The organism is Enterobacter cloacae complex sp. EB5 (genome assembly GCF_031432835.1).
GTDB classification, from domain to species: domain Bacteria; phylum Pseudomonadota; class Gammaproteobacteria; order Enterobacterales; family Enterobacteriaceae; genus Enterobacter; species Enterobacter hormaechei_C.
In genome coordinates this window covers 2,900,564-2,921,706 of the sequence record NZ_CP133860.1, presented here as the reverse complement: position 1 = coordinate 2,921,706, position 21,143 = coordinate 2,900,564, and the positions used below count along the sequence as shown (strand labels likewise).

Annotated in this window: 20 protein-coding genes and 1 tRNA gene; 9 read left to right on the top strand and 12 right to left on the bottom strand. The window is 55.7% G+C overall.

What is annotated here, in order from left to right:
- Nucleotides 1-1,044: 1,044 nt before the first annotated feature.
- From RHN82_RS13980 to actS, 3 genes are all read right to left on the bottom strand, one after another.
- The gene (locus RHN82_RS13980; RefSeq protein ID WP_059347619.1) at nucleotides 1,045-2,997 is read right to left on the bottom strand and encodes a site-specific integrase; all 1,953 of its coding nucleotides are present in this window, start codon (nucleotides 2,995-2,997) and stop codon (nucleotides 1,045-1,047) included.
- An 89-nt stretch (nucleotides 2,998-3,086) separates the two neighbouring features.
- A tRNA-Gly gene (locus RHN82_RS13975) sits at nucleotides 3,087-3,160 on the bottom strand.
- Nucleotides 3,161-3,240: 80 nt separating this feature from the next.
- On the bottom strand, nucleotides 3,241-3,981 hold the full coding sequence (actS, locus tag RHN82_RS13970) for an amidase activator ActS (protein WP_022651807.1): 741 nt from the start codon (nucleotides 3,979-3,981) through the stop codon (nucleotides 3,241-3,243).
- Nucleotides 3,982-4,144: 163 nt separating this feature from the next.
- Here actS and idi point away from each other — a divergent pair, with 163 nt between their 5' ends.
- Complete coding sequence (gene idi / locus RHN82_RS13965) at nucleotides 4,145-4,687, top strand: isopentenyl-diphosphate Delta-isomerase (RefSeq protein WP_047050810.1); 543 nt, start codon at nucleotides 4,145-4,147, stop codon at nucleotides 4,685-4,687.
- Nucleotides 4,688-4,735: 48 nt separating this feature from the next.
- On the opposite strand, the gene lysS is transcribed toward idi, so the two are convergent.
- The 5 genes from lysS to xerD form a co-directional block, all read right to left on the bottom strand.
- Entirely contained in the window at nucleotides 4,736-6,253 is a 1,518-nt protein-coding gene (gene lysS / locus RHN82_RS13960; RefSeq protein ID WP_003863452.1) for a lysine--tRNA ligase, read from the bottom strand.
- A 9-nt stretch (nucleotides 6,254-6,262) separates the two neighbouring features.
- Nucleotides 6,263-7,361 (bottom strand): peptide chain release factor 2 gene (gene prfB / locus RHN82_RS13955; RefSeq protein ID WP_100245287.1). Its coding sequence is split into 2 segments (ribosomal slippage): nucleotides 6,263-7,285 and nucleotides 7,287-7,361, totalling 1,098 coding nucleotides; the frame shifts between segments, so codons are not numbered across the junction.
- A 90-nt stretch (nucleotides 7,362-7,451) separates the two neighbouring features.
- Nucleotides 7,452-9,185 (bottom strand): single-stranded-DNA-specific exonuclease RecJ, encoded by a 1,734-nt coding sequence (gene recJ, locus RHN82_RS13950; RefSeq protein WP_047050807.1) that lies wholly within the window; start codon nucleotides 9,183-9,185, stop codon nucleotides 7,452-7,454.
- 5 nt (nucleotides 9,186-9,190) lie between these two features.
- Nucleotides 9,191-9,904, bottom strand: a complete 714-nt coding sequence (gene dsbC, locus RHN82_RS13945; RefSeq protein ID WP_003863443.1) for a bifunctional protein-disulfide isomerase/oxidoreductase DsbC — start codon at nucleotides 9,902-9,904, stop codon at nucleotides 9,191-9,193.
- A 28-nt stretch (nucleotides 9,905-9,932) separates the two neighbouring features.
- Nucleotides 9,933-10,829, bottom strand: a complete 897-nt coding sequence (xerD, locus tag RHN82_RS13940; RefSeq protein ID WP_047050805.1) for a site-specific tyrosine recombinase XerD — start codon at nucleotides 10,827-10,829, stop codon at nucleotides 9,933-9,935.
- Between the two features lie 101 nt (nucleotides 10,830-10,930).
- Here xerD and fldB point away from each other — a divergent pair, with 101 nt between their 5' ends.
- Complete coding sequence (gene fldB / locus RHN82_RS13935) at nucleotides 10,931-11,452, top strand: flavodoxin FldB (protein WP_015571793.1); 522 nt, start codon at nucleotides 10,931-10,933, stop codon at nucleotides 11,450-11,452.
- Between the two features lies 1 nt (nucleotide 11,453).
- Here fldB and RHN82_RS13930 read toward each other — a convergent pair whose 3' ends face one another.
- Nucleotides 11,454-11,864, bottom strand: coding sequence for a protein YgfX (locus RHN82_RS13930; protein WP_017382887.1), 411 nt, complete (start codon nucleotides 11,862-11,864; stop codon nucleotides 11,454-11,456).
- Nucleotides 11,845-12,111 carry an FAD assembly factor SdhE gene (gene sdhE, locus RHN82_RS13925; protein WP_003863437.1) on the bottom strand — a complete coding sequence of 89 codons (267 nt, stop codon included), beginning with the start codon at nucleotides 12,109-12,111 and terminating at the stop codon, nucleotides 11,845-11,847. Before sdhE ends, RHN82_RS13930 begins: the two co-directional genes overlap by 20 nt.
- 294 nt (nucleotides 12,112-12,405) lie before the next feature.
- Between sdhE and ygfZ the strand changes: the two genes are divergently transcribed.
- The gene (ygfZ, locus tag RHN82_RS13920; RefSeq protein WP_022649306.1) at nucleotides 12,406-13,386 is read left to right on the top strand and encodes a tRNA-modifying protein YgfZ; all 981 of its coding nucleotides are present in this window, start codon (nucleotides 12,406-12,408) and stop codon (nucleotides 13,384-13,386) included.
- 111 nt (nucleotides 13,387-13,497) lie between these two features.
- Here the strand turns inward: ygfZ and trhA are convergent, their stop codons facing one another.
- Nucleotides 13,498-14,157 (bottom strand): PAQR family membrane homeostasis protein TrhA, encoded by a 660-nt coding sequence (gene trhA / locus RHN82_RS13915; RefSeq protein WP_047050804.1) that lies wholly within the window; start codon nucleotides 14,155-14,157, stop codon nucleotides 13,498-13,500.
- A 266-nt stretch (nucleotides 14,158-14,423) separates the two neighbouring features.
- Here trhA and RHN82_RS13910 point away from each other — a divergent pair, with 266 nt between their 5' ends.
- The 6 genes from RHN82_RS13910 to RHN82_RS13885 all read left to right on the top strand — a co-directional run bounded on the left by RHN82_RS13910 (nucleotide 14,424) and on the right by RHN82_RS13885 (nucleotide 20,341).
- Nucleotides 14,424-15,155: a MurR/RpiR family transcriptional regulator gene (locus tag RHN82_RS13910; RefSeq protein ID WP_047050802.1), complete on the top strand. Its 732-nt coding sequence runs from the start codon at nucleotides 14,424-14,426 to the stop codon at nucleotides 15,153-15,155.
- 116 nt (nucleotides 15,156-15,271) lie between these two features.
- Nucleotides 15,272-16,705, top strand: a complete 1,434-nt coding sequence (bglA, locus tag RHN82_RS13905; RefSeq protein WP_023295383.1) for a 6-phospho-beta-glucosidase BglA — start codon at nucleotides 15,272-15,274, stop codon at nucleotides 16,703-16,705.
- A gap of 124 nt (nucleotides 16,706-16,829) precedes the next feature.
- Nucleotides 16,830-17,189 carry a hypothetical protein gene (locus RHN82_RS13900; protein ID WP_047050800.1) on the top strand — a complete coding sequence of 120 codons (360 nt, stop codon included), beginning with the start codon at nucleotides 16,830-16,832 and terminating at the stop codon, nucleotides 17,187-17,189.
- A gap of 48 nt (nucleotides 17,190-17,237) precedes the next feature.
- A complete protein-coding gene (locus RHN82_RS13895) occupies nucleotides 17,238-19,247 on the top strand; it encodes a protein-disulfide reductase DsbD (RefSeq protein ID WP_047050799.1) in 2,010 nt (669 codons plus the stop codon).
- 1 nt (nucleotide 19,248) lies between these two features.
- Nucleotides 19,249-19,851, top strand: coding sequence for a DsbA family protein (locus RHN82_RS13890; RefSeq protein WP_047050797.1), 603 nt, complete (start codon nucleotides 19,249-19,251; stop codon nucleotides 19,849-19,851).
- Nucleotides 19,841-20,341 (top strand): protein disulfide oxidoreductase, encoded by a 501-nt coding sequence (locus RHN82_RS13885; RefSeq protein ID WP_047050796.1) that lies wholly within the window; start codon nucleotides 19,841-19,843, stop codon nucleotides 20,339-20,341. Before RHN82_RS13890 ends, RHN82_RS13885 begins: the two co-directional genes overlap by 11 nt.
- 2 nt (nucleotides 20,342-20,343) lie before the next feature.
- On the opposite strand, the gene RHN82_RS13880 is transcribed toward RHN82_RS13885, so the two are convergent.
- A complete protein-coding gene (locus RHN82_RS13880; protein WP_310398340.1) occupies nucleotides 20,344-21,087 on the bottom strand; it encodes an SDR family oxidoreductase in 744 nt (247 codons plus the stop codon).
- Nucleotides 21,088-21,143 lie beyond the last annotated feature (56 nt).

Here is a 21,143-nt window from a genome sequence, read left to right as displayed (position 1 = left end):
GGAATACATTGTCGGGGTTTTGGTATACAGACGCTTACCCGAAATGGCGCATCAACAAGGCTCTGCCGCTAGCGTAGCGGAGCCGGGGTGAAAAGAGGGATCGCACTATTACCCACTGGTCTAGTTCCGAAAGGCGGCGTATGCCAGAGTGCGTGAGGTTATGCAAGGTGCTGAGTCTTGGACTTGCATAACCAATATCCAATAGTGATTTATCATGTTTTGCAAAGGGCTTACGTCGTGAGCCTTTTTTAAAGCAGAGTAGTTCACATCGCCGATCCAAGCAGGGACCCAGAAAAGAGGTTACAACTCTGGAAGCCTGATTAGCCAAGGGCCTCACTGCAAATCATCGCATCGGTCCTTAGGGCTAGTTTTGCTCCCCAGAAAAGAGGTTTAATAAAACATATAAAACAAAACAAGAAGTTAAAAAGAAAAGACAACACCAGAATTAAGTTCTTGTTGTCTTGAAGCTTCAGCTCAGCACTCACCAGCCCACCAACCTACACTTCAAAAGCTACAGGAAAAATTTGTCGCGCCAAAAGGTGGATGTCCTAGGTTTGCCAGCCCCACTTTCAGGCATTGCGTTCAAAAACTTCGGCAGTGGCAGACTTTTCCTTATAGAGGCAACCCCCCTCAAAAGTTAAGCGGCGCGGTAAAGCTAAAGCTCGCCCAGATTTCTCATTGATTGCTCGATCTCCGCAACCCATTTATCAGGGCAAGGATAAACCCGGCTTTCGGTGCTAATCCGGTTCGGTGACACGCTACGGGTTAGCCCATGCAATGACTTAACATGAGCGATCCAGCATGTTTTGACTGCTTTCCCCGTCCGGGATTTAACATCATCGGCAATTTGTCTGTAGGTCGCCATTAACATCCATACTCCGCTAGTTGTTTAAATGTTGCGAAAGAGGCTGCTTGTTGAAGGTTACATCTGATTCATCTAGCTTCGCCAGTCGAGCTACGAAAGCGCCGCGAATTCCGCACCATGATTTCCACTACCCTTGATAAAAAACGCGCCACAGAGCTTCCTGGCGCGTTTGGCACATCCTATGATTTATGTCTGCGCCGTGCGTCGATGACCGCCTTGATACCCGCTTGCGAGTCGAACTGTGCAATATCAGGCAACCTGTAGCGAAGCTGCGAAATCACGCCCAATTGCTCTCCCACATCAGTATCCTTACGATAGGTTGTCATCGCGGTAGTGCTGCCCCGAACATGCCCAACAAGCTGCGCAATCGTGCGTTCGTTGGTCTCAAACTTGTCTACGGCGTTGATGAAAGTATGCCGCAGCGAATGGAACGTTTTCTTACCGTCACGGGTAAAACCGAGGACTTTGCCAAAGTAGTTTTCGTTAAACCATTTTGAGGCAGCGGCACGATATCCTTTGATTTTGTTGTGCTTCAACTCAGGGAAAAGACGATCATACCCAGCAGCTTTCAATGCATCTATATACTCCAGCAGCCCTAGCTCGATAAGTCGCGGATGAATTGGGACCTGACGGATCGCATTCACCGTCTTTAATGATTTATCGCCACCAGCCTGCACTTCTTCATCCATCACCTTATCCGGCGCACCAAGGTTAAAATCAATATAGGCAATCCCGTTTTTATCTTCGCGAATATCCGTCAGATAAAGCTGGCAAAGCTCATTGATGCGCCCACCCACATATAATGCCAACAGAGGCAACCAGTAGTGAAACGGGCGGAAGCTCGTATAACGTCCGTATTGATTGGGCTTTCCCGCGCCTTTCTTAAACCAGTCAGCCGAGAAAATTTGCTCTAGTTCCTCGTCGGTGAAGAGGTCGCGGCGATCCTGCTCACGCACCATCACGCGGCGCTGAGCCAGCACATTCTCAGCAGGGTTATCAAAAAGGTAACGTTCGCTCTTAGCCCATTTGAGCATAGAACCCAGTGACTCAATATGCCTGCCAATGGCATCTCGACTCATAACTGGCTGGCCATCAGCTAGCGCTATTTCAATAAGCTTTTGCGTATCTGAAATCTTGTATTTTCGACGCATTAAATACAGATTACCGGGCATATTCTGCATTTTGGTGATGTAATCCTTCACAACGTCACGATTCAGTTCACCTAGAGTTAAATCGCCCATTATCTCCACGAAGTGTTCAATTCTGGAACGAATTTTCCCCTCGCTGGCTAGCTTAATATCGCCCGTATTTTTATAGACCAAAAACGCTTCCAGCAATGCTGAAACCGTCATGCTCGCATACGTAGGGTTGCAATACGGATTAATGATAGAGGCTACAGGAATCGCTGGTGTTACACCTACCGGAGCGCATGGCAGAGCACTTAATGTTGGCTCTGATTTCGTAAGCGCCTTATCCCAAGCGCTACGCAGTTTTTCAGCCTGCACGTTGTTGATGAACAAAGAACTTGCATTCAGCGTCACCCCGGGTAAATCCAACAACCAGAGGGAAAGAGGATTGCCGTTGTTAGCCCTGAATGCCGTAACCTCAACCTGTCGCCCGTTCAGCAATTCAACAAGGGCAAACTGCGGCTGGTAAAGCTGCATATAGCCGTTCACCGCAGCCTCAGCACCGTCATACGCAATGTTATTCAAAACGAACCCATGCGTATCAGGATCACGCTCAAGCGTGCTGAAATCATCAATCAGAAAGCCACGCTGGTTCGATACAAGGGCATACAGCGGCACATTGTCTGCCAGAAGATGCTGGACGACAGTCTCAACCCCAACCCCAAATGAATCGCAAAACAATGCCAGGCTGATTTTGCCAGCGCCAGTCAACAATGGGGCATTGCCCCTGATCTTCTCTTTATCCACTTGCCTGAACTCTTCCAGAGACGCATACCACTTCTCCAGCAAACGCGCGGCAATAGCTCTGGCATTTGCAAGGTGGGTTGTGCGAGTAGATGCATGAATTTCACGCTGCCCTATCAGGGCGCGATAACGAACCGGAACGGTGATCCGCAGAACATAGATACCGCTTGGACGTCGATAGAGATTATCACGCTGTGCCATCGGCTGTATGACCCCTTTGTAGGAAGATCACGAGCGCCGTCACGTATGAATCAGGAAAAAGCTGAGGAATGAATACGTTAGGGTAAATCTGGAGCGGGCGAAGGGAATCGAACCCTCGTATAGAGCTTGGGAAGCTCTCGTTCTACCATTGAACTACGCCCGCTTTGAGGTGCGTAAGGCATTATAGACCTTACGCCTCTTCATACAAGCCTTTCCCCCACTAAGTGGCGATTAAATAATCACTTAGCACTTCGGCTTACTGCCCTGCGCCGGAAGATAACGCTGCGGATCGATGGCCGTGGCCTTATAGCGGATCTGGAAGTGCAGCTTCACCGTATCCGTCCCGGTACTGCCCATGGTCGCAATCTTCTGCCCCGCCTTCACGTTCTGACCATTATTGACCAGCATCGTGTCGTTATGCGCATACGCCGTAATGTAGTCCTCACCATGCTTAATCATGATCAGGTTACCGTATCCACGAAGCTGGTTACCGACATAGACCACCTTTCCGGCCCCTGAAGCGTAAACCGGTGTGCCGCGTGCGGCAGCGATATCAATACCTTTATTGCCACCTTCCGAGAGCGAGTACGGCGCAACCACTTTTCCGCTTGCAGGCCAGATCCAGCAGCGCTGACCAACCGGCGGCCAGGATGATTTAGGCACCTGATAGGATGGCGTGACTTTGGCTGTTTTACGCGTTGAGGACTTTTTCCCTGAGGAGGAACCGCCGTTAACCTTGAGCTTCTGCCCTACCTCAATAGTATACGGTGGTGAAATATTATTCAGGCGCGCCAGCTCCTTCACGCTGGTTCCCGTGGCGCGTGAGATGCGGTAGAGCGTGTCCCCGCGCTTAACGGTATAGACTGCACCGGAATAACTACCCATATCCGAAGATTTACTCCCCGAGCATCCTGCTACAAGTAGCGTCAGCGTCAGGCAGAAAACGGCAATGATCGGGTTTCTCGTCAGGCTTCCTGCAAACAAAACAGCTCCTCGGTCAGCGTGAATGGCGCACTATGATAGCAGCCCAAACTGATGCGGGTCATGCCCTTTTCCGCTCTGTGGGCCAAACCGTTCGCATAAGAATGCAGTATAATAATTCCGCTGATGGTGCTGAACCATTAAGCATTTTGGCACTGGAGCATCAATGAGTATTCAAGAACACGTTATTTTGGTAAATGACCAGGGAAAGGTGATTGGCACTCAGGAGAAGTACGCCGCGCACACGTCACACACCCCGCTACACCTGGCCTTCTCTTCATGGCTGTTTAACGCTAAAGGAGAATGTCTGATCACCCGGCGCGCCTTAAGTAAAAAAGCCTGGCCCGGCGTATGGACCAACTCTGTTTGCGGTCATCCACAGGCCGACGAAGCGACAGAGCAGGCGATTATCCGCCGCTGTCGATTTGAAGTCGGCGCCGAAATCACAGACATCACCCCCATTGCCCCGGAGTTCCGCTACCGTGAAGCCGACCCGTCAGGGATCGTTGAAAACGAAATCTGCCCGGTCTATGCCGCCCGCGTCACGAATACCCTCGCAATCAATGACGATGAAGTGATGGAGTATCAGTGGGTGGAACTGGACGCGCTATTCCGCGCGCTGGACGCCACACCGTGGGCATTTAGCCCGTGGATGGTGCAGGAAGCGAACACCGCGCGTGAAAAACTCAGCGCCTTCGCGGCGCAATAAAAAAGCCCCGGCGATAAACGCACGGGGCTTTTTTTACGTCTTAACGGCTTATTTCACCGGACGCATCGCCGGGAACAGGATCACGTCGCGGATGGTGTGGCTGTTGGTGAACAGCATCACCATACGGTCGATACCAATACCCAGGCCAGCCGTCGGCGGCAGGCCGTGCTCCAGCGCGGTCACGTAGTCTTCATCGAAGAACATCGCTTCGTCGTCGCCTGCCGCTTTCGCGTTAACCTGATCCTGGAAGCGCTGCGCCTGATCTTCTGCATCGTTCAGCTCGCTAAAGCCGTTACCGATTTCGCGGCCACCGATGAAGAATTCGAAGCGGTCAGTGATTTCCGGGTTCTCATCATTACGACGCGCCAGCGGAGACACTTCCGCCGGGTATTCGGTGATGAAGGTCGGCTGAATCAGGTGCGCTTCGGCCACTTCTTCGAAGATCTCGGTCACGATACGACCCAGACCCCAGCTCTTCTCAACCTTGATACCGATGCTTTCAGCGATCGCTTTCGCAGAGTCGAAGTTATCCAGATCCGCCATGTTGGTTTCCGGACGGTATTTCTTGATCGCTTCGCGCATGGTCAGTTTTTCGAACGGCTTGCCGAAGTCGAACACCTCTTCACCGTAAGGCACCTGGGTGGTGCCCAGAATGTCCTGCGCCAGGGTGCGGAACAGGGATTCGGTCAGCTCAATCAGATCTTTGTAATCCGCATAGGCCATATAGAGTTCCATCATGGTGAACTCTGGGTTATGACGTACGGAGATACCTTCGTTACGGAAGTTACGGTTGATCTCAAACACGCGGTCGAAACCGCCAACCACCAGACGCTTCAGATACAGTTCCGGCGCGATACGCAGGTACATGTCCAGGTCCAGGGCGTTGTGATGGGTGATGAACGGACGGGCTGAGGCACCGCCTGGGATCACCTGCATCATCGGGGTTTCTACTTCCATAAAGTCGCGGTTAACCATGAACTGGCGAATACCGGCCATGATCTGGGAGCGAATTTTGAAGGTCTTACGGGATTCATCGTTAGAGATGAGATCCAGGTAACGCTGACGATAGCGCGCTTCCTGATCCTGCAAACCGTGGAACTTGTCCGGCAGCGGGCGCAGGGCTTTGGTCAGCAGACGCAGTTCGGTGCAGTGGATAGACAGTTCACCGGTCTTGGTTTTGAACAGTTTACCTTTAGCGCCCAGGATATCGCCCAGATCCCACTTCTTGAACTGCTCGTTGTAGATGCCTTCCGGCAGGTCGTCACGAGAGACGTACAGCTGAATGCGGCCGCCAACGTCCTGTAAGGTCACGAAGGACGCTTTACCCATGATACGACGGGTCATCATGCGGCCCGCCACGGACACTTCAACGTTCAGCGCTTCCAGCTCTTCGTTCTCTTTACCGTCGAAGTCTGCGTGCAGTTGGTCTGAGGTGTGGTCACGACGAAAATCGTTCGGGAACGGCACGCCCTGCTCGCGCAGCGCTGCCAGCTTCTCGCGGCGGGTTTTCAGTTCGTTGTTAAGATCGACTACCGCGTCAGCGCCCTGTGCTTGTTGTTCAGACATGTTGGTTCCTCATAACCCTGCTTTCAAACTTGCTTCGATAAATTGGTCCAGGCTGCCGTCCAGCACCGCCTGCGTGTTGCGGGTTTCAACCCCGGTACGCAGGTCTTTGATGCGGGAGTCATCAAGGACGTAAGAACGGATCTGGCTGCCCCAGCCGATATCGGACTTGTTGTCTTCCATCGCCTGCTTCTCAGCATTTTTCTTCTGCATCTCCAGCTCATAAAGCTTCGCTTTCATCTGCTTCATGGCCTGGTCTTTGTTCTTATGCTGGGAACGGTCGTTCTGGCACTGTGTTACCAGCCCGGTTGGAATGTGGGTAATACGCACCGCAGATTCCGTACGGTTAACGTGCTGACCACCCGCGCCGGATGCGCGGTAAACGTCGATACGCAGGTCCGCCGGGTTGATGTCGATATCAATATCTTCATCGACTTCCGGGTAGACAAACGCGGAGCTGAAGGAGGTGTGACGGCGGCCGCCGGAATCGAACGGGCTCTTACGCACCAGGCGGTGAACGCCGGTCTCGGTACGCAGCCAGCCGTAGGCGTAATCGCCAATAATCTTGATGGTGACGGATTTGATACCCGCCACTTCACCTTCGGACTCTTCGATAATCTCGGTTTTGAAACCGCGCGCTTCCGCCCAGCGCAGGTACATGCGCATCAGCATGCTCGCCCAGTCCTGCGCTTCAGTACCGCCAGAACCTGCCTGAATATCGAGATAGCAGTCAGCGCTATCGTATTCGCCGGAGAACATGCGACGGAATTCCAGCTGCGCCAGCTTGTCTTCCAGCACGTCGAGCTCTGCCACGGCTTCGTTAAAGGTTTCTTCGTCGTCGGCTTCGACAGCCAGCTCCAGCAGCCCAGAAACATCTTCCAGACCCTGCGCCATTTGATCCAGCGTATCTACGATGGCTTCGAGGGAGGAACGCTCTTTACCCAGCGCCTGAGCGCGCTCAGGTTCGTTCCAGACGTCCGGCTGTTCCAGCTCGGCGTTTACTTCTTCGAGACGCTCTTTCTTGGCATCGTAGTCAAAGATACCCCCTAAGAACGTCAGAGCGCTCCGTGAGGTCCTGAATGCGGTTTTTTACCGGATTAATTTCAAACATGGTCTGTTTTCTTTTATGAGCTTGTCAAAATGCGGTGATAAGAGCGGGATTGTACCGAATCCACGCCCTTTTTTATAGAGATTACTGACGCTAAATTGGCCAGATATTGTCGATGATGATCTGAAGGGAGCGGTTACCGCGGAACTCGTTAATATCCAGCTTATAGGCCAGCTCAACCTCGCGCACGCCGTTGTCCGGCCAGATGGAGGTATCAACGTTAAAGGCGATGCCGTCGAGCAGCGGTCCGCCGCCGACCGGTTCCACCATCACTTTGAGATGGCGTTCGCCCACGATGCGCTGTTGCAGCAAACGAAAACGTCCGTCGAAAAGCGGCTCCGGGAACATCTGCCCCCACGGGCCGGCATCGCGCAGCATCTGCGCCACCTCCATGGTCATTTCAGCCGGTGAAAGCTCACCGTCAGAAACCACTTCACCCTGCAACAGAGCCGGATCGATCCACTCGGTGACCAGTTCGCCAAACAGACGCTGAAACTCGTCGAACTTCGCCTCTTCCAGCGACAGGCCTGCCGCCATCGCATGACCGCCGAACTTTATCATCAACCCCGGATGCAGCGTATCCAGACGCTCCAGCGCGTCGCGCATATGCAGCCCCTGAATGGAACGACCGGAGCCTTTCAGCGTGCCGTCCCCGGCGGGGGCGAACGCGATCACCGGGCGGTGGAAACGCTCTTTAATACGCGACGCCAGAATGCCCACCACGCCCTGGTGCCATTCAGGGTGATACATCGCCAGCCCGCCCGGCAGGGTATCACCGCTGCGCTCCAGCTTTTCGCACAGGGTCAGCGCTTCAGCCTGCATCCCCTGCTCAATCTCTTTACGGGTCTGGTTGAGTGCGTCCAGCTCACTGGCCAGCACACGCGCTTCGCCGATGTTGTCGCACAGCAGCAGCGCGACGCCAACCGACATATCGTCCAGCCGCCCCGCCGCGTTCAGGCGCGGGCCGAGGGCAAAGCCTAAATCGCTTGCCGCAAGCTTCAGCGGATCGCGGTTGGCAATTTCCAGCAGCGCCTTAATCCCCGGACGGCATTTACCCGCCCGAATGCGGCTTAAGCCCTGCCAGGTGAGAATACGGTTATTGGTATCGAGCGGCACCACGTCCGCCACGGTTCCCAACGCCACCAGATCGAGATACTCCGCGAGGTTCGGCACGGCAATCCCACGCGATTCGAACCAGCCCTTATCTCGCAGCAACGTGCGTAACGCCAGCATCAGATAAAACGCCACCCCTACTCCGGCCAGCGATTTCGACGGGAAATCGCAGTCGCGCAGGTTTGGGTTAATGATGGCTTCGGCGGCAGGCAGGGTTTCGCCTGGCAGGTGGTGATCGGTAACCAGTACCGGGATCCCCAGCGCATGGGCATGATCGACCCCCGCATGAGAGGAGATCCCGTTATCCACGGTCATGATCATCTGTGCGCCACGGGCGTGGGCCTGATCGACCACTTCCGGGCTGAGGCCGTAGCCGTCTTCAAACCGGTTCGGCACCAGATAAGTCACGTTATCGCAGCCCAGCGCACGCAGGCTGAGCACGCTCAGCGCGGTACTGGTTGCGCCGTCGGCATCGAAATCGCCCACCACGACAATCCGCGTGCCTTCCCGGAACGCGTCGTAGAGCATTTCAGTCGCTTTTTCGATGCCACTCAGCGCCTGCCAGGGCAGCATGCCTTTGACGCTGCGCTCAAGATCGCTTGCCGTACGCACGCCACGGCTGGCATACAGCCGCTTTAGCAGCAGCGGAAGCGTGTCTGGTAAATCCGCGGTTTCACCCGCATCGCGGCGGCGCAGTCTTATCGGGGCTTTCACGCGAATTATTTACCACCCATCTGTTTCTGGTGCTCGTCGAGGAACGCCTTCATCTCTTTTGGACCCTGGTAGCCCGGCACCACGTAGCCGTTACTCAGCACAATGGCTGGCGTACCGCTCACGCCAAACTGCACGCCCAGCGCGTAGTGGTTAGCGATGTCGATATCGCAGGACGCGGGCTTCACGCCTTTGCCGTTCATCGCGTCATCAAAGGCCTTGTTGCGGTCTTTCGCACACCAGATCGCTTTCATATCCTGCTCAGGCTGGCTCTGCACGCCGGCGCGTGGGAAAGCCAGGTAACGCACGGTAATGCCCAGTGCGTTGTAGTCTTTCATCTCTTCATGCAGCTTGTGGCAGTAGCCGCAGGTGATGTCGGTGAAGACGGTAATAACGTGCTTTTCCTGCGCCGCCTTGTAGACAATCATCTCTTTTTCGAGCGCGTTCAGGTTTTTCATCAGCAGCTGGTTGGTGACGTTCACCGGCTGCGCGCCGCTCACGTCGTACATAGGCCCCTGAATGATGTGCTTGCCGTCTTCGGTCACGTACAGCACGCCGCTGTTGGTCAGCACCGTTTTCATGCCAGCCACCGGCGCTGGCTGGATCTCGCTGCTGGCGACGCCGAGTTTCGTCAGAGACTGTTTAATAGCGGCATCGTCCGCATGGGCAAAACCGGAAACCGAAGCTGCCAGCAGGGTGAACAGCGCTAAAGACTTTTTCATATTTGTTCCTGTAACAATTCGTCGGCACTCACGCGCGAGGGTGGTGCTGTTGGTGTAGCTGCCGCAGGCGTTCCGTCGCGACATGGGTGTATATTTGCGTCGTTGAAAGATCGCTGTGTCCAAGCAACATCTGCACCACGCGTAAATCAGCGCCGTGGTTTAACAGATGCGTCGCGAAGGCGTGACGCAAAACGTGCGGCGACAGCTTCTCACTGTCAATACCCGCCAGTGTGGCGTAATGTTTAATGCGATGCCAGAACGTTTGTCGCGTCATCTGCTGCGCGCGCTGGCTCGGGAACAATACATCTATGGAGACGCCGTTCAGCAGCCACGGACGCCCGTGTTCCAGATACGTCTCCAGCCAGTAGATCGCCTCTTCACCCAGCGGCACCAGCCGTTCTTTGTTCCCTTTACCGATAACGCGCACCACGCCCTGACGCAGGCTGATATCGCTCATCGTCAGGCCCACCAGCTCGGAAACGCGTAAGCCCGTGGCATACAATAGTTCAAGCATGGCTTTATCGCGTAACTCCAGCGGAAGGTCAACTGCGGGCGACTGTAATAATCTCTCAACTTGTGCTTCGCTGAGATCTTTTGGCAGCCGCTGAGGCAGTTTAGGCGATGCCAGCAGTGCGCTGGGGTCATCCGCGCGGATCTTCTCGCGGTACAGGTGCTGGAACAGGCGGCGCATGGCGCTCAGCAGACGTGCGGAGCTGGTGGCTTTGTACCCCCCTTCCATACGCTCAGCCAGTAACCCTTGCAGGTCATCGCTTTGCGCGCTTTCAAGCGTCAGCCCCCGATGCGCCAGCCACTCGACCAGCAGCGTGAGATCCCGACGATAGGCGCTGAGCGTATTTTCAGCGAGGTTTTTCTCCAGCCACAGCGCGTCGAGAAACTGTTCGATGAGTGCGAGATCCTTTTCCACATCAGCCCCTTTGGTTCTGCAATCTGGCCATTATGCCTGATTGCCATCGGTTTCTGGTACACTACGCGCAAAGTCATAGCAAGAATTGAGATAGTTACGCGATGAATATTGGTCTGTTCTATGGTTCCAGCACCTGCTACACCGAAATGGCGGCGGAGAAAATTCGTGACATCATTGGCCCGGAACTGGTGACGTTGCATAACCTGAAAGATGACGCGGTCGCCTTGATGGAGCAGTACGATGTGCTGATTCTGGGTATCCCTACCTGGGACTTTGGTGAGATTCAGGAAGACTGGGAAGCCATCTGGGATCAGCTCGATTCAGTCAATTTTGAAGGAAAAATCATTGCGATGTACGGCATGGGCGACCAGTTGGGCTACGGGGAGTGGTTCCTTGACGCACTCGGCATGCTGCACGACAAACTGGCGCCAAAGGGCGCGACCTTTATCGGCTACTGGCCTACGGAAGGCTATGAGTTCACCAGTCAAAAACCGATTATTGCCGACGGTCAGCTGTTTGTCGGGCTCGCGCTGGATGAAACCAACCAGTACGATCTTAGCGACGAGCGCCTCCAGAGCTGGTGCGAGCAGATTCTGGGTGAGATGGCCGAGCAGTTCAGCTGATTTACTCCTGCGTCGGCTGTTGCACGATCAACCGGCGCAGATCTCGCCACTCCGCGGGATCCATACTGTCTGCGGCCAGCCACAGGTGCTGGCGACGGTTATCCTCGACCCGACGCAGCCGTAGCATCATCCCGGTGTTAAGCATCCACGGCGTCCCCATCATCTCCCACTCTTTTCCCTGCCAGCGCAGGCGAGAATCCATCAGCAGCTTAATTTCACCCTGACGGGCGTTGATTCGACGCTGGCTGCGCACGCTGTCAAACACCACAAACGACAGCAATAGCAACCACAGAGGGGTATAGCTAAGCGGCCACGGCACCAATAACACCAGTGCCGCGACCAGACCGTGGAGCAGTAAGGACATCCACTGTGAGCGCCACGAGACGCGAAGATCAGATTGCCACAGGACCACGTTCCTGATTCCGTGTTTGAATTAATTGCACCATCCGTTGCAACTCGGTGTCGGCGGGCTTGCCGTGATTCATCAGCCAGTTGAATAAATCCGGATCGTCAGACTCAAGCAGACGGACAAACAGGCGCTTATCGTCATCGCTTAAGCTGTCGTACTCATACTCGAAGAAAGGCATGATGGAGATATCAAGTTCACGCATGCCGCGACGGCACGCCCAGTGAATACGGGCCTTGTTGTTAATATCCATGTTCTGTTTCCTGCATTACGTTTGGCACAGTCGGTATCCCGTTTGGTATTCATTATTGCTCTCCGGGAACACCTGCTAGTGTAACGTGTTTTTGACCGTTTCTTTACTGGAATATTGCGAACCTCGAGCAGGCTCCCTGAATAATCCTTATAAAGACAGCGGATTACACTATTTTGCGTAGCGCCACGCATAACCGCGTAATGGCACGAATGGCCTGCTGAAAGCGCTTGCATTGAATACAGTCTCTTTTACCATTAGGTATTATCAAAGCGTTAAGCAATTCAGGACATCACTATGGCATTTACACCATTTTCTCCTCGCCAGCCCGCCGCCTCTGCGCGTCTGCCGCTGACGCTGATTACTCTTGATGACTGGGCACTGGCGACACTGACCGGTGCGGACAGCGAAAAATACCTGCAAGGCCAGGTCACGGCGGACGTGGCGCAGTTGACTGAGCACCAGCATCTGCTGGCCGCGCATTGCGATCCAAAAGGCAAAATGTGGAGCAACCTGCGTCTGTTCCGCCGTCAGGACGGATTCGCCTTTATTGAGCGCCGCAGCCTGCGTGACGCCCAGCTTAAAGAGCTGAAAAAATACGCGGTCTTTTCTAAAGTCACCATCGCCCCGGACGATGAACACGTTCTGCTGGGGGTCGCGGGTTTCCAGGCGCGCGCAGCGCTGAAAAACCTGTTTGCCGAGCTGCCGGATGCGGAAAAACAGCTGGTCAGCGAGGGAGCGACCTCCATTCTGTGGTTCGAACACCCGGCGGAGCGCTTCCTGCTGGTAACCGACGAAGCAACGGCGGAACGCGTCACTGACGCCCTGCGCGGTGAAGCACAGCTCAACAACAGCCAGCAGTGGCTGGCGCTGAACATCGAAGCGGGACTGCCGGTCATTGACGCGGCAAACAGCGCGCAGTTTATCCCCCAGGCGACAAACATCCAGGCGCTGGGTGGTATCAGCTTTAAGAAGGGCTGCTACACCGGTCAGGAAATGGTGGCGCGTGCGAAATTCCGCGGCGCGAACAAACGCGCCCTGTGGACGCTGGCTGGTCACGCCAGCCGTGTGCCGGAAGCGGGTGAAGATCTTGAGATGAAGATGGGCGAAAACTGGCGCCGTACCGGCACCGTGTTAGCCGCCGTCCAGCTCGATGATGGCCGCCTGCTGGTGCAGGTTGTCATGAATAATGATATGGAGCCCGACAGCGTGTTCCGCGTGCGGGATGATGCAAACACCCTCAGCATTGAGCCGCTGCCGTATTCACTGGAAGATTGATGCTGTATCGCCCGGTGGCGCTGCGCTTACCGGGCCTACAGCGTTGATATTCTCCCTCTCCCTGTGGGAGAGGGTCGGGGTGAGGGCATCAGACCGCACCTTACAAAAAAACTACACCTGCCCAACATACAGATAAATTGCCAGGAAGTGACACACGCTGCCGCCCAGCACAAACCCGTGCCAGATGGCATGGTTATAAGGGATACGCTTGCAGACGTAGAAAATCACGCCCAGCGAGTAGACCACCCCGCCCACAGCCAGAAGCGTCACGCCCCCCACCGCCAGCTTAACGGCTAACTGATACACCACAATCAGCGACAGCCAGCCCATTGTCAGATAGGTAACCAGCGACAACACTTTAAAGCGGTGCGCAATGGTCAGCTTAAACAGGATCCCCAGCAGCGCCAGGCTCCAGATCACAATCATCAGACCACGCGACAGCGGTGAGTTGAGCCCCACCAGCAAAAACGGCGTGTAGGTGCCTGCAATAAGAAGATAGATAGCGCAGTGGTCAAATTTCTTAAGCCATATCTTCGCCCGTTGATGCGGAATCGCGTGATACAGCGTTGAGGCCAGGAAAAGCAGGATCATACTCCCGCCATACAGGCTGTAACTGGTAATGGCCATCGCGCTGGCGTTGGTATCCACTGCCTGTACCAGCAATAACACTAAGCCGACAATCCCAAAAACCAGGCCAATGCCGTGGCTTATACTGTTGGCTACTTCCTCAGCCAGCGAATATCCCTGTGCGATTAATGGTCTGCTCACCATACTTAACTCCGGGAAAACAAAAGATGATTATTCATCGCCACTCTATGCTAACTGAGAATGATTCCAGTGAACACCTGTTAGCTAAAATAAATCCACATTCAAGATTTATCCTTATAAATCAGCATAATGTAAAAATAATCCACCTCACAGGTGTAAATGATTTCATTAACATCTGAGTAATCAAGGAGATAAATCCGTCTCCCGCCCTTCGTCATCATGGTATGCTTCAGGAATAGTGTCCGACAGCGAGTTTAGCCATTGTGAGTATGTTCAGCCATTCCGCCATTGCCAGCCTCAACAATCTGGAAATGATGGTCTACAACTATGTCATTAAGAACCGCGATAAAGTGATGTACATGACCATCCGCGAGCTGGCGGATGCGGCGGGCGTTTCCACTACCACTATCCTGCGCTTCTGCCGAAAGCTCAACTGCGAAGGCTACTCGGAATTTCGGGTGCGCTTTAAACTCTATCTGGAGCAGAACGAGCCGCAGCAGGCGAATTTTGGTGCCAGTGAAATTATCAGCTTCTTTAAAAGCGTAAATAACGAAGAGTTTGATGCGCTATTAGATAACGCCGTCGATATTATTTTATCATCTGAACGAATTATTTTTGTCGGTGCGGGCACCTCCGGATCGCTGGCAAAATATGGCGCACGTTTCTTTTCAAATATCGGGAAATTCAGCAACCATATCGACGATCCTTATTTCCCGGTCACTAACGACATGGCTAAAAATGCGCTGGCTATTGTACTCTCCGTCTCCGGCGAAACCGAGGAGATCCTGCGCTTCGCCAGCCAGTTCAGCCTGCACCACTGCAAGGTGCTCTCCGTCACCAGCCACGAACATTCTCGTCTCGCGAAACTGGCGGACTTTAACCTCTCCTGGCATGTCCCGCAAACGCGCATTGGCGGCGTTTACGATATCACCACGCAAATTCCCGTCATCTATATTCTGGAATCATTAGGCCGGAAACTGGCGAAGAAATTAACAGAATAAAACATCCTGTTTTTTTGATGTGACAAATTACAATTTCCGCAAATTGTTATATCGTGACATTTAATTCCGCTTTGCTAGACTCGAAATCAATAAGTCCTGAATTGAGAATAGCAAAGATGAAAAAACTCACCTTACCGAAAGATTTTTTATGGGGCGGCGCGGTAGCGGCGCACCAGGTTGAAGGCGGCTGGAACAAAGGCGGCAAAGGGCCAAGCATCTGCGACGTGCTCACCGGCGGCGCACACGGCGTTCCGCGTGAAATCACGCAGGAAGTGATTGAAGGCAAATATTACCCGAACCACGAAGCCGTCGACTTCTACGGCCATTACAAAGAAGACATTAAGCTGTTTGCCGAGATGGGCTTCAAATGTTTCCGTACCTCCATCGCCTGGACGCGCATCTTCCCGAAAGGCGACGAAACTCAGCCAAACGAAGAGGGGCTGAAGTTTTACGACGATATGTTCGATGAACTGCTGAAGTACAACATCGAGCCGGTGATCACCCTCTCCCACTTTGAAATGCCGCTGCACCTCGTTCAGGAATATGGCGGATGGACCAACCGTAAAGTGGTCGATTTCTTTGTGCGCTTCTCGGAAGTGGTATTTGAGCGCTACAAAAATAAGGTCAAATACTGGATGACCTTCAACGAAATCAACAACCAGCGCAACTGGCGTGCGCCGCTGTTCGGCTACTGCTGCTCTGGCGTGGTCTATACCGAGCACGACAACCCGGAAGAGACCATGTACCAGGTGCTGCACCACCAGTTCGTGGCCAGCGCGCTGGCGGTGAAAGCCGCACGCCGCATTAACCCGGAAATGAAAGTCGGCTGCATGCTGGCGATGGTGGCGCTCTATCCATACTCCTGCAAGCCAGAAGATGTGATGTTCGCTCAGGAATCCATGCGCGAGCGCTACGTCTTTACCGACGTGCAGCTGCGCGGCTACTACCCGTCTTACGTGCTGAACGAGTGGGAGCGCCGTGGCTTCTCCATCAAAATGGAAGCGGGCGACGAGCAGATCCTGCGCGAGGGCACCTGCGACTACTTAGGTTTCAGCTACTACATGACCAACGCGGTCAAAGCGGAAGGCGGTACCGGTGACGCCATTTCCGGCTTCGAGGGCAGCGTGCCGAACCCACACGTCAAGGCGTCCGACTGGGGCTGGCAGATTGATCCGGTAGGCCTGCGCTATTCGCTGTGTGAACTGTACGAGCGTTATCAGAAGCCGCTGTTTATCGTGGAAAATGGTTTCGGCGCCTACGACACTGTGGAAGAGGACGGCAGCATCAACGATGACTATCGCATCGACTACCTGCGCGCCCACGTGGAAGAGATGATGAAGGCGGTGACCTGGGATGGGGTGGATCTGATGGGCTACACGCCGTGGGGCTGCATCGACTGCGTCTCCTTCACCACCGGCCAGTACAGTAAGCGCTACGGCTTTATCTACGTCAACAAGCACGACGACGGTACCGGCGACATGTCCCGCTCCCGTAAGAAGAGCTTTGAGTGGTATAAAACCGTCATTGCCAGCAACGGCGAAACGCTGTAATGGCTCGCCCTCTCTGCAAGCGGAGAGGGCAAACCGCTTATCTTCCAGACACTTCTTTACAGCTTTTGCGTTGCCAAAATATGTTCGCCCGATAATATAGGCGTCCTGAATATTTGAGGCGAACATGATCAAGCGACAACGCAACGCTATCCTGCTTGTAGCCCTGGCCTGCCTGGTGGTGCTGATATGCACCGCCCAGCGGATGGCCGGGATGCACGCGCTTGTCATGAACGTCACCGCCACGAGCCAGTCTGTCCAGCAGGGGCAGGAGAGTGCCGACGCACCGGTAACCCCGTGTGAGCTTAGCGCCAAGTCGCTGATGTCGGTCCCGCCTGTTTTGTTTGAAGGCGCCCTGATTGCCGTCACCCTGCTGCTGGCGTTGCTGGCAGCCAGCCCGCCGCGCTGCGAACGGCAGTGGCCTCCCCGCGTTATCTCCCCGCCCCGGTTAAGGGTGCATCTGCGATTATGCGTCTTCCGTGAATGAGCCTTCGCCTGTGACTTCAGGTTAATTCATCATTTACGGAGAAAATTTATGTTTACTGTATTCAGGCGACTGCTGGTCTGCCTGCTTTGGCTATGGCTGCCCCTCAGCCAGGCTGCCGACAGCGGCTGGCTGCGCGCCGCCGATAATCAGCACGCCAGCGTCAGGCTGCGTGCGCAACCCGAAAGCACTGGCGAAACCCGCCTGCTGCTGGACGTCGCCCTGCAAAAAGGCTGGAAAACCTACTGGCGCTCGCCGGGCGAAGGCGGCGTCGCACCCACGATTAAATGGCATCAGCCCGTCGAGGTGAACTGGCGCTGGCCTGTGCCGCAGCGTTTCGACGTTGCGGGCATCACCACGCAGGGCTATCACGGCGATGTCAGCTTTCCCATCACTCTGCGGGGCGACGTCCCGAAGATCCTGAGCGGCGTACTGACGCTCTCCACCTGTAGCAACGTCTGTATTCTTACCGACTACCCGTTTTCGCTGAACATGACCGCATCCGCAGGCGCCGGTTTTGATTACGATTTCAGTCGGGCCATGGGCACCCTTCCGCTCAGCGGCGGGTTGACCTCAACGCTTAACGCCACCTATGCCCCCGGCAAGCTGATCGTAACGGCGCAGCGTGACGCAGGCTGGCAGGCGCCGTCCCTGTTTATCGACGGTATGGATGATGTTGATTTCGGCAAACCGGCCCTCACCGTGCGCGGTGACTCGCTGGTCGCCACCGTGCCCGTGACGGACAGCTGGGGCGAGGCCGCGCCTAACCTCAGCGGCAAAACCCTGTCGCTGGTTCTGGCCGATAGCGGGCAGGCGCAGGAGTCCAGCCTGAGCATTCAGCCGGGGAACGCCGCGCCGACGCTCTCGTTAGGCTGGGTGCTGCTGATGGCGCTGGCGGGCGGTCTGATCCTTAACGTCATGCCCTGCGTACTGCCCGTGCTGGCCATGAAGCTGGGCACGCTGATGCAAACCGAACGGCAGGCGCGGGGTCAGGTACGCCGACAGTTTCTTGCATCAGTAGCCGGGATCGTGATCTCGTTCCTCGCGCTGGCGCTGATGATGACGGTATTACGTTTAGGCAATCAGGCGCTCGGCTGGGGGATCCAGTTCCAGAACCCGTGGTTTATTGGCGCGATGACGCTGGTGATGGTGCTTTTCAGCGCCAGCCTGCTGGGGTTGTTTGAAATCCGTCTCCCTTCCGGCGCCAGCACCTTCCTCGCCACGCGCGGCGGCAACGGGCTTGCGGGTCATTTCTGGCAAGGCGCGTTTGCCACTCTGCTGGCGACGCCCTGCACCGCGCCGTTCCTGGGGACGGCGGTCTCGGTCGCGCTGGCGGCGCCGCTTCCCCTGCTGTGGGGGATCTTCCTGGCGATGGGTATCGGCATGAGCCTGCCGTGGCTGCTGGTGGCGGCCTGGCCGGGGCTGGCCCAGCGCTTGCCGCGTCCGGGACGCTGGATGAACGTCGTACGCGTAGTGCTGGGGATGATGATGCTCGGCTCATCGCTGTGGCTGCTGAGCCTGCTGACGGTGCACATTGGCAGCCTGCCCGTCATCACGCTGGGCGTGCTCCTGATCCTTACGCTGCTGCTGGTCACCGCCTGGCGCTACCGCTGGCAAACGGCACTGCGCGCCGGGGTATTAGCTGTCGTGGTGGCCGGGGCGGTCGCGTTTGTATCCGGCTCCGGCGGCGAGGGTTCCCGCCGCGATCGTATTCACTGGCAGCCGCTCAGCGAGCAGGCCATTGCCCGCGCGCTGGCGGAGAACAAACGGGTGTTCGTCGACGTGACCGCCGACTGGTGCGTGACCTGTAAAGCCAATAAATACAACGTGCTGCTGCGCGACGACGTGCAGGATGCGCTCTCCGCCCCGGACGTTGTCGCCCTGCGCGGCGACTGGAGCCGCCCCTCAGATACCATCAGCCAGTTCTTAACCACGCGCGGCAGCGCCGCCGTGCCGTTTAACCAGATCTACGGACCGGGATTACCGCAGGGCCACTTGCTGCCTGCGTTGTTAAGCCGCGAAGCGGTGCTGAGCACCCTGTCCGATGCAAAAGGAAAATAACATGAGAGCCTTCGTTGCCTTACTTCTGCTGTCGTTATCAACGTTCGGTTTCGCCGCACCTTCTGATGACGCTTCCAGCGACCAGCTGGCAAAACTGCTGTTTAACGACCCCAACAGCCCGCGAACCGGCGCGGCAGCGCCGAAGCTGACCATCGTCTCCTTCACGGACTACAACTGCCCGTATTGCAAGCAGTTCGACCCAATGCTGGAGAAAATCGTGCAGGAAAATCCCGACGTGCAGCTCATCGTCAAACTGCTGCCGTTCAAGGGACAAAGCTCGGTAAATGCCGCGAAAGCGGCGCTCTCAACGTGGCAGCAGGCGCCGGATAAATTCTGGGCGCTGCACCAGCGGCTGATGATGAAAAAGGGCTATCACGATGACGCCAGCATCGCCGCCGCGAAGGTAAAGACCGGAACGGACAGCATTAAAACGGATGATAAAACCATGGACAGCCTAAAGATGAACCTCATCCTGGCGCAGGTGCTGAATATTCAGGGTACCCCGGCGACCATTATCGGCGACCAGATGGTGGCGGGCGCCATCCCGTATGACGACCTGGAGGGGCTGGTCAAAGAACAGCTGGCAAACGCCCGTGGCAAGTAAGCTTCCGCGCCTGCTGCGCGAGCTAGGCGTATGGCTGCTGATTGGCGTAGCCGTGAGCCTGGCGGTGGACTATTTCCGCCAGCCCGCGCTGCCGCAGAATTTCTCCGCGACGGCACTGCACACCCTCGACGGTCAGCCCGTCGATCTTATCGCCATGAGTAAGGAGCGGCCGCTGCTGGTCTACGTCTGGGCGACATGGTGCGGCGTCTGCCGCTATACCACGCCGTCGGTGGCGGCGCTTGCCGCGGTCGGGGGTAACGTGATGTCGGTTGCGCTGCGCTCGGGCGATAACGCGACGCTCGAAACATGGATGAGGAAGAAGAAAGCGACGATGCCCACGGTCAACGACGCCAGCGGAGAACTGGCGCGTAAGTGGGACGTTAAGGTGACGCCAACGCTGGTGGTGATCTCTCACGGCGAGGTGAAGTCGATCACCACCGGCTGGACCAGCGGCTGGGGAATGCGCCTGCGTCTGTGGCTGGCGTCGTAGCGTTACTTCCCGCCAGCCAGTTCCAGGAAGCTACCGGTGACATAGGAGGCTTTGTCGCTCAGCAGCCAGACAATGGCCTGGGCGACCTCCTCCGGCTGACCGCCACGCTGCATCGGTAACATCGACTTCACCCGATCCACACGCCCCGGCTCGCCGCCGGAGGCGTGAATATCGGTATAAATCAGGCCTGGCCGCACGCAGTTAACGCGAATGCCCTGCGCCGCCACCTCCAGCGCGAGGCCGGTGGTCAGGGAATCCACCGCCCCTTTTGAGGCGGCATAATCCACATATTCCCCCGGCGCGCCCAGCCGTGATGCCGCCGAGGAGACATTCACAATCGCGCCGCCCTTGCCGCCGTGTTTATGCGACATGCGCTTAACCGCTTCACGGCAGCAGAGAAAATAGCCGGTGACGTTGGTAGCCAGCACGCGGTTAATACGTTCAGCGGAGAGATTTTCGATGGTGGATTGTTCAAACAAAATCCCGGCGTTGTTCACCAGCGCGGCGAGCGGCTCACCTTCGCGATCGATGCTGTCGAACATCGCCATCACCTGCGCTTCATCGCTGATGTCCGCGCGCACGGCAAAGGCTTTACCACCCGCGTCCACGATCTGATTAATGACGTCCGTCGCGGCTTTGATGTTGTGATGAAAATTCACCGCAACGGTGTAGCCTTCGCTTGCCAGCTGTAGCGCGGTGGCTTTACCAATACCCCGGCTGGCGCCGGTGACCAGTGCAATTCCCATTCTTTTCTCCCAATAAAAAAGCCGGGTAGCGGCTTCGCCTTACCCGGCCTGCGTTA

Coding starts and splice junctions, on each gene's coding strand:
- RHN82_RS13980 (WP_059347619.1), bottom strand. CDS start 2,997: ATGGCACAGCGTGATAATCTCTATCGACGTCCAAGCGGTATCTATGTT.
- idi (WP_047050810.1), top strand. CDS start 4,145: ATGAGTATTCAAGAACACGTTATTTTGGTAAATGACCAGGGAAAGGTG.
- lysS (WP_003863452.1), bottom strand. CDS start 6,253: ATGTCTGAACAACAAGCACAGGGCGCTGACGCGGTAGTCGATCTTAAC.
- dsbC (WP_003863443.1), bottom strand. CDS start 9,904: ATGAAAAAGTCTTTAGCGCTGTTCACCCTGCTGGCAGCTTCGGTTTCC.
- fldB (WP_015571793.1), top strand. CDS start 10,931: ATGAATATTGGTCTGTTCTATGGTTCCAGCACCTGCTACACCGAAATG.
- sdhE (WP_003863437.1), bottom strand. CDS start 12,111: ATGGATATTAACAACAAGGCCCGTATTCACTGGGCGTGCCGTCGCGGC.
- ygfZ (WP_022649306.1), top strand. CDS start 12,406: ATGGCATTTACACCATTTTCTCCTCGCCAGCCCGCCGCCTCTGCGCGT.
- trhA (WP_047050804.1), bottom strand. CDS start 14,157: ATGGTGAGCAGACCATTAATCGCACAGGGATATTCGCTGGCTGAGGAA.
- RHN82_RS13910 (WP_047050802.1), top strand. CDS start 14,424: ATGTTCAGCCATTCCGCCATTGCCAGCCTCAACAATCTGGAAATGATG.
- bglA (WP_023295383.1), top strand. CDS start 15,272: ATGAAAAAACTCACCTTACCGAAAGATTTTTTATGGGGCGGCGCGGTA.
- RHN82_RS13900 (WP_047050800.1), top strand. CDS start 16,830: ATGATCAAGCGACAACGCAACGCTATCCTGCTTGTAGCCCTGGCCTGC.
- RHN82_RS13895 (WP_047050799.1), top strand. CDS start 17,238: ATGTTTACTGTATTCAGGCGACTGCTGGTCTGCCTGCTTTGGCTATGG.
- RHN82_RS13890 (WP_047050797.1), top strand. CDS start 19,249: ATGAGAGCCTTCGTTGCCTTACTTCTGCTGTCGTTATCAACGTTCGGT.
- RHN82_RS13880 (WP_310398340.1), bottom strand. CDS start 21,087: ATGGGAATTGCACTGGTCACCGGCGCCAGCCGGGGTATTGGTAAAGCC.